Source organism: Escherichia sp. MOD1-EC5990, from assembly GCF_002965285.1.
GTDB classification, from domain to species: Bacteria; Pseudomonadota; Gammaproteobacteria; order Enterobacterales; family Enterobacteriaceae; genus Escherichia; species Escherichia coli_F.
The window spans coordinates 1-16,206 of sequence record NZ_PTRV01000012.1 but is presented as its reverse complement, the minus strand read 5'-3'; the positions used below and the strand labels follow the sequence as shown (position 1 = coordinate 16,206).

General features: G+C 45.3%; 12 protein-coding genes and 3 pseudogenes. 7 read left to right on the top strand and 8 right to left on the bottom strand.

Annotation, left to right across the window (positions count from 1 at the left end):
* Positions 1 to 116: 116 nt before the first annotated feature.
* On the top strand, positions 117 to 1,319 hold the full coding sequence (locus BEB42_RS15140; RefSeq protein ID WP_105267438.1) for an NAD(P)/FAD-dependent oxidoreductase: 1,203 nt from the start codon (positions 117 to 119) through the stop codon (positions 1,317 to 1,319).
* A 307-nt stretch (positions 1,320 to 1,626) separates the two neighbouring features.
* Here the strand turns inward: BEB42_RS15140 and BEB42_RS15130 are convergent, their stop codons facing one another.
* Positions 1,627 to 2,679 (bottom strand): DUF2776 domain-containing protein, encoded by a 1,053-nt coding sequence (locus BEB42_RS15130; RefSeq protein WP_105267437.1) that lies wholly within the window; start codon positions 2,677 to 2,679, stop codon positions 1,627 to 1,629.
* Positions 2,680 to 3,060: 381 nt separating this feature from the next.
* On the opposite strand from BEB42_RS15130, the gene BEB42_RS15125 reads away from it, so the two are divergent.
* The 6 genes from BEB42_RS15125 to BEB42_RS15105 all read left to right on the top strand — a co-directional run bounded on the left by BEB42_RS15125 (position 3,061) and on the right by BEB42_RS15105 (position 11,841).
* Entirely contained in the window at positions 3,061 to 4,668 is a 1,608-nt protein-coding gene (locus BEB42_RS15125) for a DUF4049 domain-containing protein (protein WP_000643838.1), read from the top strand.
* A 261-nt stretch (positions 4,669 to 4,929) separates the two neighbouring features.
* Positions 4,930 to 6,552, top strand: a complete 1,623-nt coding sequence (locus BEB42_RS15120) for a DUF4049 domain-containing protein (protein WP_000689576.1) — start codon at positions 4,930 to 4,932, stop codon at positions 6,550 to 6,552.
* Between the two features lie 189 nt (positions 6,553 to 6,741).
* Positions 6,742 to 6,846: a hypothetical protein gene (gene yhiY, locus BEB42_RS26720; RefSeq protein ID WP_213054836.1), complete on the top strand. Its 105-nt coding sequence runs from the start codon at positions 6,742 to 6,744 to the stop codon at positions 6,844 to 6,846.
* A gap of 71 nt (positions 6,847 to 6,917) precedes the next feature.
* A complete protein-coding gene (locus tag BEB42_RS15115; RefSeq protein ID WP_000361519.1) occupies positions 6,918 to 7,985 on the top strand; it encodes an HlyD family secretion protein in 1,068 nt (355 codons plus the stop codon).
* On the top strand, positions 7,982 to 10,717 hold the full coding sequence (rbbA, locus tag BEB42_RS15110; protein ID WP_000149114.1) for a ribosome-associated ATPase/putative transporter RbbA: 2,736 nt from the start codon (positions 7,982 to 7,984) through the stop codon (positions 10,715 to 10,717). Before BEB42_RS15115 ends, rbbA begins: the two co-directional genes overlap by 4 nt.
* Entirely contained in the window at positions 10,717 to 11,841 is a 1,125-nt protein-coding gene (locus BEB42_RS15105; protein ID WP_001314210.1) for an ABC transporter permease, read from the top strand. The genes rbbA and BEB42_RS15105 overlap by 1 nt, the downstream gene beginning before the upstream one ends.
* Before the next feature lie 187 nt (positions 11,842 to 12,028).
* On the opposite strand, the pseudogene BEB42_RS15100 reads toward BEB42_RS15105, so the two are convergent.
* The 7 genes and pseudogenes from BEB42_RS15100 to BEB42_RS15070 all read right to left on the bottom strand — a co-directional run.
* Positions 12,029 to 12,427, bottom strand: a pseudogene (locus BEB42_RS15100) (ISAs1 family transposase); the annotation flags it as partial.
* Positions 12,428 to 12,562: 135 nt separating this feature from the next.
* Positions 12,563 to 12,691 (bottom strand): annotated as a pseudogene (locus tag BEB42_RS15095) (IS630 family transposase); the annotation flags it as partial.
* A gap of 65 nt (positions 12,692 to 12,756) precedes the next feature.
* Entirely contained in the window at positions 12,757 to 13,236 is a 480-nt protein-coding gene (locus tag BEB42_RS15090; protein WP_000819540.1) for a sel1 repeat family protein, read from the bottom strand.
* A 13-nt stretch (positions 13,237 to 13,249) separates the two neighbouring features.
* Positions 13,250 to 14,215: pseudogene (locus tag BEB42_RS26715) on the bottom strand (RHS repeat-associated core domain-containing protein); the annotation flags it as partial.
* A gap of 41 nt (positions 14,216 to 14,256) precedes the next feature.
* Positions 14,257 to 15,099: a HEAT repeat domain-containing protein gene (locus BEB42_RS15080; protein WP_000072864.1), complete on the bottom strand. Its 843-nt coding sequence runs from the start codon at positions 15,097 to 15,099 to the stop codon at positions 14,257 to 14,259.
* A gap of 104 nt (positions 15,100 to 15,203) precedes the next feature.
* On the bottom strand, positions 15,204 to 15,587 hold the full coding sequence (gene yhhH / locus BEB42_RS15075) for a protein YhhH (protein WP_001271680.1): 384 nt from the start codon (positions 15,585 to 15,587) through the stop codon (positions 15,204 to 15,206).
* Positions 15,559 to 16,206 (bottom strand): DUF4329 domain-containing protein (locus tag BEB42_RS15070; protein ID WP_105267435.1); only part of this gene is annotated, 648 nt, incomplete at its 5' end. The genes yhhH and BEB42_RS15070, both read right to left, overlap by 29 nt.

Genomic DNA, 16,206 nt, shown 5'->3' with positions numbered 1-16,206 from the left:
AAAAATAATTATCTTATATAATTCAGGCAAATACTTCCTTTTAGTAATATTGATGCTGGTGCGACCACTGAGGAATCTTTACAATTCACGCCCGTTTTTTCTTAGAGGAGCGCAACGTGGAAAGGTTTGATGCCATTATTATAGGCGCTGGTGCGGCGGGTATGTTCTGTTCTGCGCTGGCAGGTCAGGCAGGACGCCGGGTTCTGCTGATCGATAATGGTAAAAAACCAGGGCGCAAAATCCTCATGTCTGGCGGTGGGCGCTGCAACTTTACCAACCTTTTTGTCGAACCAGGCGCTTATCTGAGCCAGAATCCGCATTTTTGTAAGTCTGCACTCGCACGTTTTACTCAGTGGGATTTCATTGATCTGGTCAATAAACACGGCATTGCCTGGCACGAGAAAACGTTAGGGCAACTCTTCTGTGATGACTCCGCGCAGCAGATTGTCGACATGCTGGTGGCTGAGTGCGAGAAGGGCAATGTGACCTTCAGATTGCGAAGTGAAGTGCTGAGTGTGGCGAAGGATGAAACAGGCTTCACGCTTGAACTGAATGGCATGACCGTCGGTAGCGAAAAACTGGTCATCGCGACCGGTGGGCTGTCAATGCCGGGGCTGGGGGCATCGCCGTTTGGTTATAAGATTGCCGAACAATTTGGCCTCAACGTGCTGCCGACCCGCGCGGGTCTGGTGCCATTCACTTTGCATAAACCGTTGCTCGAGGAGTTACAGGTGCTGGCGGGTGTGGCGGTACCTTCCGTGATTACGGCTGAAAACGGCACCGTTTTCCGTGAGAACTTACTCTTCACCCATCGCGGCTTGTCTGGACCGGCAGTGTTGCAGATTTCCAGCTACTGGCAACCGGGTGAATTTGTCAGCATTAATCTGCTACCGGATGTGGACCTCGAAACCTTCCTGAATGAACAGCGTAACGCACATCCGAATCAGAGCCTGAAAAACACACTGGCGGTTCATCTACCGAAGCGGTTGGTTGAACGCTTACAACAACTCGGGCAAATCCCGGATGTCTCGCTAAAACAGCTCAACGTACGTGACCAACAGGCACTGATTAGCACATTGACCGACTGGCGTGTGCAGCCGAACGGCACTGAAGGCTATCGCACTGCCGAAGTGACGCTCGGCGGCGTGGATACCAACGAACTCTCTTCACGGACGATGGAAGCGCGCAAAGTGCCTGGGCTGTATTTCATCGGCGAAGTGATGGACGTCACCGGCTGGCTGGGGGGCTATAACTTCCAGTGGGCGTGGTCGAGTGCGTGGGCTTGTGCGCAGGATTTGATTGCAGCGAAGTCGTCCTGACCTATTACCTAAAGATGAAAATTATTAGAGCCGCATTAAAAATGAGCTAATTTTGATAGTGGCTATCTTGTGATTATTTTCTAATAAGCCCGTGAACTGAAACCCTCCATGCTTAAAATAAGGTGGGGGAATGGTGATTAAAAATCGACCGAAGGCCAGATCTTTATAAAATATGAACAGGTTGAAAAAAGACAGTAACTTTGCTGTTTTTTTATACTTAACCATCAATGTTAAGTTATTTCATGATACCTAAGAAAAACCAGCGTTACGCAATTGGTCGACGCTGGTTTTATCCGGTACGTTGCAATTATTTTTTAGCAGAACCCGCTTCTAATATTGAAACGATTGAGAACAACGTAAAGCATACCGCTCCCAAACCGACCAGAACCCGCGAAGGAATAAAATATCCCATGTCGGGCTGCGCCATTTCCGCAAGAAACGATGCCAGGAAAAGGCAAAACAGGCAGGTGAAGACGGGAATCATCGGAATTCTGTTGGCTAATGAACAGGTACGTCTCCAGACCAGTGCCAGTAGCCAGACTTTTGAGAATATGCTGTAACAGATCATTCCGAGGCAAATGAGAATAATGCCGGGAGCCAGTCGAGCGCTTGCATCGGAACTGACTAAGACGTATATGCCCTGCAGCACCGTGATTGAGCCGAGAAAAATAACCCAATAACACCACAGCCAGTGCTCTTTGGATGAGAACGTATTACGTGTTTGATGGACGATTGTGGCTACAAGGCCAATGAGACAGGCACAGATTGCGGTTAACCCAAGCAATACGTGACCGGCGACATAATGTGGTGTTATGTCGGCACTGCGTAACAGCGTTATCGACCAAATGAAACCGAGCAGGGTGAGTAATACGGGAACGGCAATGAGGCAATTACCGATTAATGAAGAATAAGCCTGTACCGGCGTTCCGTCGCTTTTGCTCCCCGATGCATTTTTGGGAATGAGCAGAAAGTGACCGGATGACGCTGCCACTGTCGATACACAGGCGGCAATCATACCAACGCCGAAAATTACATGACCGGCGACAAACTCGTCTGCCATCACATCATTGCCTGCTAACAGTGCCCAACCCCATATCATGGTGATAATTGACCCCGCATAGCCGATAATGGGGAACAGTGTATTGTAAAACGTATTAACGCCGCGCGTGAGCTGCGAAATGATAATAAATGCGGTAGTGAATAATGCCAGGCATATGGCTGCCAGAGAAATCAGCACATGACCCGCGACGAAATACTCGCTTTGCCCTGAACTTTCCAGCACAAAGCCACCTAACGCGATACAAATTAACCCCATAATCAAGGGGATTAATTTGAAAAGCCACCCGATATATATGTTCACTTTTAACTCCTCAGGTATCCCTGCTAATATCGAAATGTGCATTAATGATAATTTCAGCCTGTTAATAAAATGACGAGATATCATTAAAGACAAATGCATAGCATAACTATAGCTGGGTTTACTTTGCCGAGTGCCACTTTTCAGCGTTCAAAAGGCCATGGTAAATAAATATTTATCCTAAGATTAATTCTTATTCTGTAGTTCTTTACAATTATCTTCCAGGGAGGGATTATTTTTCATTATTGGTAAAAGACCGGATAGTCTCGGTGTTTAAAATCAGCGAACATATAATTATTATTGCTTTATATCGTCGTAAATATGTCTTTCAGACATGTATCGTTTATTTTGTAACAAACAATTCAAAAATATCATAGGTTATTTATGAAAGCAATTCATAATCTGATTGGAAACAACTCCTTAAGCCATCAATATAAGCATTCAGATAAAGTTAACAATCATCAACACCATGGCAAGGTTGATAAAAAACATCTTTCAAAGACAGTTGAAGTTAATATACTGGATAAATTTTCGCAAATAGGTAACGATGCAGGCCTGCATATCATCTATTTCCTGCAATATGGTCACTGGAATGTAAATGACTATTTTCATCAGACGGTGAAAACATCGCTTTACAATAGTGAACCTTCTATAGATATCCAAGAATATAATAGTTTCGCCAACATGGATACTGACACGTTTATCTTTACAATTATACCAGACAATAACCATGTGTTAAAATTATCGTCTCCTATTACCGTTACGATTGAGCGTAAGGATGATTATTATTTTTTTAATTTCTCCGGAGATAAATCAGATATAATTTATAAAGTTGATGGGCTTTCTATCATATCCGAAAATTTCTTTACTCTTCTTAGCGGTAATTTTAAACCTGACTGGCGTTGGGATGTCTCTACTGAGAACCTCACTAAGGAAAAGTTTGATAACTATGTTAAATCTGTGTTCTCAGAAATAGATTTTTATAAACACTGTGGTGTGATTAACCCACAAAATATGAACACGGCTTATTTTGGCGATACAGATGGAAGAGTAGGCGCTATACTTTATGCATTGCTCGTTTCAGGGCATATAGGCATCCGGGAAGAGGGGTGGAGTTTAATATGTGAATTATTAAATCACGAAAATATGGCTTCATCTGCATACGAAAAGAAAAAAATGGGAGAGCTCTACGCTTTATTAAATGCAAGAGACATGATCTTGAATAAGTTGCATAATCATGTTTTTTTAAAAGGCGATGCGATTACTCCTTGTATTTTCCTTGGAGATCATACAGGCGACAGGTTTAGTACTATTTTTGGAGATCAATATATCCTTACTTTGCTAAATTCTATGCAAAATATGGAGGGTAATAAAGATAGTCGTATAAATAAAAATGTCGTCGTTCTGGCTGGAAATCATGAAATCAATTTTAATGGTAACTATAGTGCACGACTAGCAAATCATAGACTCTCCGCCGGTGATACATATAACTTAATTAAAACGCTTGATGTTTGTAATTATGACCCAGAAAGGAAAGTTTTAACCAGTCATCACGGAATAATAAGAAATGAAGAAAGTAAATGTTATTGTCTCGGTGCTTTGCAGGTTCCATTTAAACAGATGAAAAATCCTACTGATCCTGAGGAATTAGCTAATATATTTAATAAAAAACATAAAGAATATATGGATGATCCTCTATTCCATCTAATCCGAAGCAATATTATGAAACCCACAGATTTATATGCTGATTATTTTAATAACACTACTGATTTCAGACCAACACGTAATCATATCTTCATATGTGGAGAGAAACTCAAATGTGAAGACCCCAGAAAATACATTAGACAAAAATATGGCCATCATGGGCTCGGGGTAGATCAGAATCAACTATTTGATAATGGTATTATGGGTCTAAATTCCCGGAAGAAAGTACGTGATAAAAATAATGAAATAATTTATTTATCAGGGCTTAGTTGTTTTCAATCTCATTAAAACTCCATGAATACTGTGGTATGTCTTATTAATCCTGAAAGGATTTCATAGGTTTTCTTAATCGATTGTAGAGGTATGTTCTGATAACGCCTCTACAATCTCTAGGGACTTTGTCTACTTTGAGATAAGAAATTTCATATTATGCTTTAAGGCTGAATGATTTGTGCAAAATATAATTGTTTTTCCATCGAACATGAGGTGTATGTCATAAGATTAAATATTAACTACGTATTCCTCGCAGTGAATAGCATGAGGTAAAAAATGAAAATTGGAGCTGTGACCGGTACTCACGACAGTACGACGACAATCCCCGCAAATGATATTATGCAAGATCATGTTACCAACTTCACTAAAGAACTGTTTGGGTATATAGCAAATGGCTTAGGTGATGACATATCAAGTATTGCCAGGACAATGCTCGGTGAAGTTGTGGAAAAAATAGATGACTGGCAAATAGAACGTTTCCAACAATCTTTTCAAGATGACAAGATTTCATTTTCCATACAGACGTATCAATCAGAAAAATATAGTATGCTATCGGGCATGCGTGTTCATATCCTACGCAGGAATAATAGTTATCAGTTTATTGTGACAATTAATGGAAAAAATTACGGTTGCCCTCTTGATAACATAGAAATAAATTGGCGCAGCATTGTTTGTTTTCTTAATGCCATGACAGAAGATGGTAATATGAATGATATTGTAGTTACTGAGTCGTACAAACCCCTCTGGGACTGGAAAACTTCGCAATACAATATATTTGATATTAAATTCGAAACAGTAATAAAGGCCCATTTTGCTAATAGAGTCTATTTCTCAAATTGCTCACCCGTTGATCCTACAAGTACCAGACCGACCTATTTCGGTGATACCGATGGCTCAGTCGGTGCCGTTTTGTATGCGCTTACTGCAACAGGTCATTTGGGTATTATGGCTGAAGGAGAAAATTTCCTTAGTCAGTTGCTTAATATAGAAGATGAAGTTCTCAACGTATTGCTAAGGGAGAACTTTAATGAGCAACTTGACACTAATGTTAATACAATAATCAGTATTCTGAACAGAAGAGATATAGTTTTAGAAAGTCTTCAGCCTTATTTGGTTATTAATAAAGGCGCAGTGACGCCATGTACGTTTCTGGGTGACCAAACCGGCGATCGGTTTAGTAATATCTGTGGCGATCAATTTATCATCGATTTGTTAAAACGCATAATGAGTATCAATGAAAATGTTCATGTATTAGCTGGAAATCATGAAACAAATTGCAATGGTAACTATATGCAGAACTTCACGCGCATGAAACCACTTAATGAAGATACCTACGCTGGGATAAAAGATTATCCTGTATGTTTCTATGACCCCAAATATAAAATAATGGCAAATCATCATGGGATAACTTTCGACATACAACGCGAACGTTACATTTTAGGTCCGATAACAGTCTCTAAAGATGAAATGACCAATGTTCTCGATCCGGTCGAATTAGCGGCAATCATTAATAAAAAGCATCATACCATAATTAATGGTAAAAAATTTAAAATTAGCCGGGCCATCTCTTGTCAATCTTTTAATCGTTATTTTTCCATCTCGACAGATTACAGGCCCAAACTTGAAGCACTATTAGCATGCTCACAAATGTTAGGTATAAATCAAGTTGTTGCACATAACGGTAATGGTGGAAGAGAACTCATAGGTGAAATGGGGGCTGTTTTAGGTCTGAACGCCCGTGACAGTAAACATGCCGGAAGAATGTACAGTATGCATAATTGCCAAATTAATCCTGGTGCAGGGCCTGAGGTAACCGCTCCCTGGACGTCTTACCAGCATGAAAAAAACAGAAATGAACTTATGCCTTTGAGTAGAAGGCGCACGCTGTTACAGCTTTGAACCATAGACAACATGAATATTAATGTTACTATCTGGTTGAGACTGTTGATAAAACGTAAAAAGGAAGGCGCTGTTCCTGCAACTGAACAGGCGTGAAACGTTATCCATCAGGATGGATACCATTTTGTCAGCCAGTTTTATAGATCACACTTATGAGTATGCGTGTTTCATTTACGGCCAGGAATGCTGATGATGACAACATTACTACCCGTTTTCACTAAGCCTTCCCCGTTGGCGCTCAATACTCTGTGCGCTGGTCGTATTTGCCGTTTCCTTCTTATCCCGGATGGATGAATCCGCTGAACGTTGTTCGGCGGCAGTTGTAACACGTGTCGTTTGCTTACAGGGATTATGGCGGATCGATTATGGATAAGAGTAAGCGCCATCTGGCGTGGTGGGTTGTCGGGTTACTGGCAGTGGTTGCTGTCGTGGCATGGTGGCTGTTGCGCCCGGCAGGTGTGCCGGAAGGCTTTGCCGTCAGCAATGGGCGTATTGAAGCGACAGAAGTGGATATCGCCAGCAAAATTGCCGGGCGTATCGACACCATTCTGGTGAAAGAAGGCCAGTTTGTTCGTGAAGGTGAAGTATTGGCGAAGATGGATACTCGCGTGTTGCAGGAACAGCGACTGGAAGCCATCGCGCAAATCAAAGAGGCACAAAGCGCAGTTGCCGCCGCGCAGGCTTTGCTGGAGCAACGGCAAAGCGAAACTCGCGCCGCACAGTCGCTGGTTAATCAACGCCAGGCAGAACTGGACTCCGTGGCTAAACGTCATACGCGTTCCCGCTCACTCGCCCAACGAGGGGCTATTTCTGCGCAACAGCTGGACGACGACCGCGCCGCTGCTGAAAGCGCCCGTGCTGCGCTGGAATCGGCAAAAGCCCAGGTTTCGGCTTCTAAAGCGGCTATAGAAGCGGCACGTACCAATATCATTCAGGCGCAAACGCGCGTCGAAGCGGCACAAGCCACTGAGCGGCGCATTGCCGCAGATATCGATGATAGTGAACTGAAAGCCCCGCGTGACGGACGCGTGCAGTATCGGGTTGCTGAACCAGGCGAAGTGCTGGCAGCAGGCGGTCGGGTGCTGAATATGGTCGATCTCAGCGACGTCTATATGACCTTCTTCCTGCCAACCGAACAGGCGGGCACGCTGAAACTGGGCGGTGAAGCACGGCTAATCCTCGATGCCGCGCCAGATCTGCGTATTCCGGCGACCATCAGTTTTGTCGCCAGCGTCGCCCAGTTCACGCCAAAAACTGTCGAAACCAGCGATGAACGACTGAAACTGATGTTCCGCGTCAAAGCGCGTATCCCACCGGAATTACTCCAGCAACATCTGGAATATGTCAAAACCGGATTGCCGGGCGTAGCGTGGGTGCGGGTGAACGAAGAACTTCCGTGGCCTGACGACCTTGCGGTGAGGTTGCCGCAATGACGCATCTGGAACTGGTTCCCGTCCCGCCTGTCGCGCAACTGGCGGGCGTGAGCCAGCATTATGGAAAAACCGTTGCGCTGAACAATATCACTCTCGATATTCCGGCCCGCTGCATGGTCGGGCTGATTGGCCCGGACGGCGTTGGGAAGTCGAGTTTGTTGTCACTGATTTCCGGTGCCCGCGTCATTGAGCAGGGCAACGTGATCGTGCTGGGCGGCGATATGCGCGACCCGAGGCATCGCCGTGACGTCTGCCCGCGCATTGCCTGGATGCCGCAGGGACTGGGCAAAAACCTCTACCACACCTTGTCGGTGTATGAAAACGTCGATTTTTTCGCCCGCCTGTTCGGTCACGACAAAGCGGAGCGGGAAGTCCGAATTAATGAGCTGCTGACCAGCACCGGGTTAGCACCGTTTCGCGATCGTCCGGCAGGTAAACTCTCCGGCGGGATGAAGCAAAAGCTGGGGCTGTGCTGTGCGTTAATCCACGACCCGGAATTGTTGATTCTTGATGAGCCAACAACGGGGGTTGACCCGCTCTCTCGCGCCCAGTTCTGGGATCTGATCGACAGTATTCGCCAGCGGCAGAGCAATATGAGCGTGCTGGTTGCCACCGCCTATATGGAAGAGGCGGAACGCTTCGACTGGCTGGTAGCGATGAATGCCGGAGAAGTACTGGCGACTGGCAGCGCCGAAGAACTGCGGCAGCAAACGCAAAGCGCCACGCTGGAAGAAGCATTTATAAATCTGTTACCGCAAGCACAACGGCAGGCGCATCAGGCGGTAGTGATCCCACCGTATCAACCTGAAAACGCAGAGATTGCCATCGAAGCGCGCGATCTGACCATGCGTTTTGGTTCCTTCGTTGCCGTTGATCACGTCAATTTCCGCATTCCACGCGGGGAGATTTTTGGCTTCCTCGGTTCGAACGGCTGCGGTAAATCCACCACCATGAAAATGCTTACCGGACTGCTGCCTGCCAGCGAAGGTGAGGCGTGGCTGTTCGGGCAACCGGTTGATCCAAAAGATATCGATACTCGCCGTCGGGTGGGCTATATGTCGCAGGCGTTTTCGCTCTATAACGAACTCACCGTGCGGCAAAACCTGGAGTTACATGCCCGTTTGTTTCACATTCCGGAAGCGGAAATTCCCGCGCGAGTGGCTGAAATGAGTGAGCGTTTTAAGCTCAACGACGTTGAAGATGTTCTGCCGGAGTCATTGCCGCTCGGCATTCGCCAGCGGCTTTCGCTGGCGGTGGCGGTGATTCATCGCCCGGAGATGTTAATCCTCGATGAGCCAACTTCTGGCGTCGATCCGGTGGCGAGGGATATGTTCTGGCAGTTAATGGTCGATCTTTCGCGCCAGGACAAAGTGACCATTTTCATCTCCACCCACTTTATGAACGAAGCGGAACGCTGCGACCGCATCTCACTAATGCACGCCGGAAAAGTGCTTGCCAGCGGTACCCCGCAGGAACTGGTTGAGAAACGCGGAGCCGCCAGTCTGGAAGAGGCATTTATCGCCTATTTGCAGGAAGCGGCAGGGCAGAGCAACGAAGCCGAAGCGCCGCCTGTGGTACATGACACCACCCACGCGCCGCGTCAGGGATTTAGCCTGCGACGTCTGTTTAGCTACAGCCGTCGCGAAGCACTGGAACTGCGCCGCGATCCGGTACGTTCGACGCTGGCGCTGATGGGAACGGTGATCCTGATGCTGATAATGGGTTACGGCATCAGTATGGATGTGGAAAATCTGCGCTTTGCGGTGCTCGACCGTGACCAGACCGTCAGTAGCCAGGCGTGGACGCTCAATCTCTCCGGTTCCCGTTACTTTATCGAGCAGCCGCCGCTCACCAGTTATGACGAGCTTGATCGCCGGATGCGTGCGGGCGATATCACCGTGGCTATTGAAATCCCACCCAATTTCGGGCGCGATATCGCGCGGGGTACGCCCGTGGAACTCGGTGTCTGGATCGACGGTGCGATGCCGAGTCGCGCCGAAACGGTAAAAGGTTACGTGCAGGCCATGCACCAGAGCTGGCTACAGGATGTGGCGAGTCGGCAATCCACGCCCGCGAGCCAAAGCGGGCTGATGAATATTGAGACACGCTATCGCTATAACCCGGACGTAAAAAGCCTGCCAGCGATTGTTCCGGCGGTGATCCCGCTGTTGCTGATGATGATTCCGTCGATGTTAAGCGCCCTTAGCGTAGTGCGGGAAAAAGAGTTGGGGTCGATTATCAACCTTTACGTGACTCCTACCACCCGTAGCGAATTTTTGCTTGGCAAACAGCTACCGTACATCGGGCTGGGAATGCTGAACTTTTTCCTGCTCTGCGCCCTGTCGGTGTTTGTGTTTGGCGTGCCGCATAAAGGCAGTTTCCTGACGCTCACCCTGGCGGCGCTGCTGTATATCATCATTGCCACCGGAATGGGGCTGCTGATCTCTACTTTTATGAAAAGCCAGATTGCCGCCATTTTCGGTACGGCGATTATCACGTTGATTCCGGCGACACAGTTTTCCGGGATGATCGATCCGGTAGCTTCGCTGGAAGGTCCGGGACGTTGGATCGGCGAGGTTTACCCGACCAGTCATTTTCTGACTATCGCCCGCGGGACGTTCTCGAAGGCGCTGGATCTGACTGATTTGTGGCAACTTTTTATCCCGTTGCTGATAGCCATTCCACTGGTGATGGGCTTAAGCATCCTGCTGCTGAAAAAACAGGAGGGATGATGCGCCATTTACGCAATATTTTTAATCTGGGTATCAAAGAGTTGCGCAGTCTGCTCGGTGATAAAGCGATGCTGACGTTGATTGTCTTCTCGTTTACAGTGTCGGTGTATTCGTCAGCGACCGTCACGCCAGGATCATTGAACCTCGCGCCGATCGCCATTGCCGATATGGATCAATCGCAGTTATCGAACCGGATCGTTAACAGCTTCTATCGCCCGTGGTTTTTGCCACCGGAGATGATCACCGCCGATGAGATGGATGCCGGGCTGGACGCCGGACGCTATACCTTCGCGATAAATATTCCGCCTAATTTTCAGCGTGATGTCCTCGCAGGACGCCAGCCGGATATTCAGGTGAACGTCGATGCCACGCGCATGAGCCAGGCATTCACTGGCAACGGTTATATCCAGAATATTATCAACGGTGAAGTGAACAGCTTTGTCGCGCGTTACCGTGATAACAGCGAACCGTTGGTATCGCTGGAAACCCGCATGCGCTTTAATCCGAACCTCGATCCCGCGTGGTTTGGCGGGGTGATGGCGATCATCAACAACATTACCATGCTGGCGATTGTACTGACCGGATCGGCGCTGATCCGCGAGCGTGAACACGGCACGGTGGAACACTTACTGGTGATGCCGATAACGCCGTTTGAGATCATGATGGCGAAGGTCTGGTCGATGGGGCTGGTGGTGCTGGTGGTATCGGGATTATCGCTGGTGCTGATGGTAAAAGGCGTGCTGGGCGTACCGATAGAAGGCTCGATCCCGCTGTTTATGCTTGGCGTGGCGCTCAGTCTGTTTGCCACCACGTCAATCGGCATTTTTATGGGGACGATAGCGCGTTCAATGCCGCAACTGGGGCTGCTGGTGATTCTGGTGCTACTGCCGCTGCAAATGCTTTCCGGTGGCTCCACGCCGCGCGAAAGTATGCCGCAGATGGTGCAGGACATTATGCTGACCATGCCGACGACACACTTTGTCAGCCTCGCGCAGGCCATCCTCTACCGGGGTGCCGGATTCGAAATCGTCTGGCCGCAGTTCCTGACGCTAATGGCAATTGGCGGCGCGTTTTTCACCATCGCGCTGCTGCGATTCAGGAAGACGATTGGGACAATGGCGTAATTACAGTGCCCGATGCGTAAGCTTATAGGGTCTACGCATCGGTACAATTTATTGAATTGTAGTTGTTTTTAGGCCGGATAAGGCGTTTATGAACTGACCACCAAACCAGGACAGTTTCAGTTAACCGGCTTTTTGATACTCAGTCCGGTATTCAGGGCAAGATTACGAAAGCCCGCTCCCCGCAAGGACTGACGCGAGAAATGACATGAATCGCTCCCCTGCGGCGACTCTTGTCATAAGAGTGCCGGAGCGTTTTTCCATCAATTACAATGACGTCTTTATCATCTGAAGAATGGCAGTCACGCATCCAGTTAATAAAGCACTCGTGAAATTTTTCAGGACTGATACAGGATACAACTCTGGTAATGGTATCGTGAACAGGAATACCATTTTCAAAATCACCATATTGCTTCAAAAAATCGAGATGAGTTTCCCCAAAATCCTCTATATCTTCCCAACCTTCTGCACCAGAAATAACGGCACAAATAGTCAACAGTAGAATATCTGACAATTTATGCTCCACTTTCCAGGCTTGTCTGTAATCGGGGATAATAGAAATATGTTTCATCAATTTTTTAAGTTCCATTTTGTTCTCCTTAATTATGTAAGGAGTATTTGATCATGTATAAGCAATGGAAAACAGCTTTAGGTAATGAGGAATATCTCAATTTTTAAACATAAAATGCGAATTGTTTAGTACAAAAAAGCAGCGTTACGTGATCTTTCCCTGCCCTTTATTCATAAACTCATGGATATGGTGATCAACGGTGGTCTGATGCAGGCGCAGAGCCTGAGTAATCATGACTGAATTTCAGCCTTCAGAAGCCAGAAGAATGGCTTTAATACAATCGCAGCCCCGCTTTTCACAACATTATGCTTATAATATGAAAAATATCTTGCCTTGCATCTTTGTGCCTACGGCATTGGATGATCTTTCCCTAACCTCATAGTTTCTTTTAGTCTTTCAAGCCTTAGCAATTCAACTTCGGCTTTAATATAACCATGTGAGGCAGCCATTTTCAGCCAATTAATTGCATTATCTAAATTATAATATTTTAAATAGGAATCGTCCTCCTCTGAGGATAGAATCATAGCATAATTATATTGCGCTGTGATATTTCCTTGAGATGCAGCCCTTGCCAGATATTTAATTTGCTTGGGTATATTAAAGTAAACATATGTATAATATTGATGTAATCGATATGATGCATCACCATCCCCGCCCTCAGATTTAATATCAAATTCATATCTTTGATTTTCACTTAAATTAAATGATTCAGATGTTGAGCTTATTTCAATGTTATGAAGTTTAACAGTGGGGGAGATTTCACCTCCATATGAACCACAAGAGAAAAAGAAAATATTTGCAATCAGAATAAATAAAAAACGCTTCATGTTGCCACCTTTGTTATTTTATATCACTTGGTCTCATAACTTTGCCAGGAGTGGAAGAAATGGGTTGGCCTGAAGGTCCAAACGTTATCCAGCGGCCCATATTATTACCAGTTATGACATTATTACTTGTGTCAATTGCCGAGATATTATCCGTAAGTCCTGTTTGGATCGTATTAAAAAGAGGAGTATTATTATTCCACGCCATCCATACTTGCCATTGTGTATCAGCTCCAGTGACATTTGCATGAAGTGCTCTGGCTAACTTGCTGGCAAAAGATTTATCTCCCTCTCTGGCTGTACCACATGAGAATAACCAAACAGACATTCCCTTTTTATAGCGTGGATTAGCTCTGATTCTCTTGGCTAATCCCTCAGCAGTTTCATAGTTTCCATTTTCATCTGTAATAAAACCAGGATATCCATGTCCTCCAATAGTAAAAACGCCAGGAATATTTATTTTATCTGTTGCAGCATGCAGTGATACATTTCTGCGTAGCCCCTCATCATAGAAATTCATATCAGCTAATCCAAAAGGGTCTATATACTGAACCGGATTCAACGGATACTCATAAAAATTCCATCCCCCCTTCAGTCCAATCGGATCCTGAGTGATATACCGCCCCTGCAGCGGGTCATAATAGCGGTGGCGGTTGTAATACAGGCCGGACTCCTCATCATACTGCTGACCCGGCAGCCGGATGAGCTGCTGCAGCTGGTGCGGGTTCTCTTCATTCAGCAGGTTGCCCCATTCATCATATTCTGCGTACCACGCTGTTGCCCCTTCCGTGCTGACAAGCGCCAGCGGCAGGCCGCGATGGTCGCAGTGGTACAGGTGGATTTTTCGCGCCGGCGTGTACACCGGGTCCATCTGGTTTTGCATCTGCGCCACCGTCAGGCCGCACGATGCCAGCCAGCGGCGGCTTTCCTCACTCACTCGGTCAGCAATGATTTTACTTTCCAGCTGGTCGAACGTCTGCACCGTGCCGGCCGGAATACCCCACTGTGCATAGGCAACTCACGCTATGAACGCTTCAGCTTATCAATAGCGGAAGTTACAATTTCATTGTCATCAAACTTGTACAACATAGTATCTAAAACAGGAAGTAGCGTTTTATCACCTAATTCACCCGCAGCTTCAATGATATCATCATAAACAGTATTTTTTTTTAACTCATCGCATAAGACAGATAAAACCCTTTTATCTTTCCTGTAGGAAAGTCCGATTATTGCTTCAATACGGACTTCCTCATTTTTATCCTGAAGCATCTCCACAAAACAATCCCTAATATCACTATTGTTATATTTATTGATATTTATTGCAAATGCGGCCCAGTTTCTGACATCTCCATTTGGATCTTTTAACAGATTAATCAATAGTGGAATTGTTGCTTTATCATTGATAACAGAAATAGCAAATGCCGTAGCACGTCTGACATTAGCCGATTTATCAAAAGCAGTAATTTGAGATTGTTCTACTATTTTAGGTGAATAAATTGGGTTTTTCTTGCATCGCTGAGCCGTTGACTCGATTGCTGTAGCTCGAACGCAAGCGCTCTTATCATTCAATGCCATATTGTTCAAAATATTAAACACATTATCTTCGCATTTTTTGCAAATTTTTATTTGCCCGAGTATAAATGCTCCGATATCTCTACGGATATAATTTTTGTCAGCGCAGAATTCAATTGCCAATCTAACAGCGTCTTGCCCCCCTCTTAACTGTAATACTCTGGCAGATGAAATCCTTTTCAAGGAATTGCGATCATCAAGTAAGCGAAATAATTCATCATCATTTAGTTTCTTACATTGATTGTATAAACCATACTCTTTACTTGCCTTTCTTTTCTGGTATGTATTCGACATTGTAGGAATATCCATAAAGACTATCTTTTTCTATCGTTTGACTGTCTGGAGTCCTCCACCTACTCTGCCATCAGCGCACACGATGTTTGTTTATCCTTACATACTTATTTTCCGTGGCCAAAATTTAGAATTCTCCCATCATTTTTGCCTATTTCTATAATAAAAACCCCACCAGCAATTTGGTCTGAGTGAATGGTGCCTTCAACAACCCAGCTTGTTGTTAACTCAGTGATTTTGTATGGTTTTTCTTCTTCTGCGGCATCATGCCCATAACGATTCTTAACATATATCTCAGCTAATTCCAATGCTATAGCTTTATTTTTAACCAAATTTCTAACGGTATATTTCCCCTCACTTTCATACTTGCGCATTATTATAATATTATTATTACACTGCGCCCATGTGTTGTATGTAAAAACAAACAAAGATACAATGACACAGTTCCTAAACAATATTTTTTTACATATTACCATGAACTCTGCAGACATTAGGTAATCCTTTTCTGTTTGTTATTTCCTTCCCGTGGTTATCTATTGCTTTAAAATTACCAATGGGCGTGCCCAAATAAAATGACTTGATATTGTTATCTTTACTTTTAACTATTTTCTCATCTTTGCCTGAAAATATTTCGTCCCAATATTCTCCATGACTATCTGCACCATGGGTATGATAAGCTGATACTTTCTCAGTACCATTAGGGCAAGGGCTATTGAATGGATATGATCCTTTTCTTTCTCCTCGGTTAGGTGCTGTTGAGAAATATCTGCCACTATTATCCTTACATATTAAACCAGCGAACTCTTTATCTTCGCAAATAGATTGGCTATTTATTTTATTTAAGGCGTCATATGCGGTGCTATCTATAGAATCAAACTTATCTGGACCTATCATAGCGGATAGTGTGTCGCAAAGACCATTAGTACATGCCCCCGATTTTGCATCCTCCCACATATATAAACCCAGGGGGTCGATGTCTGATATCGGATTCAATTGATATCCATACAGGTTCCATCCCCCCTTCAGTCCAATCGGATCCTGAGTGATATACCGCCCCTGCAGCGGGTCATAATAGCGGTGGCGGTTGTAATACAGGCCGGACTCCTCATC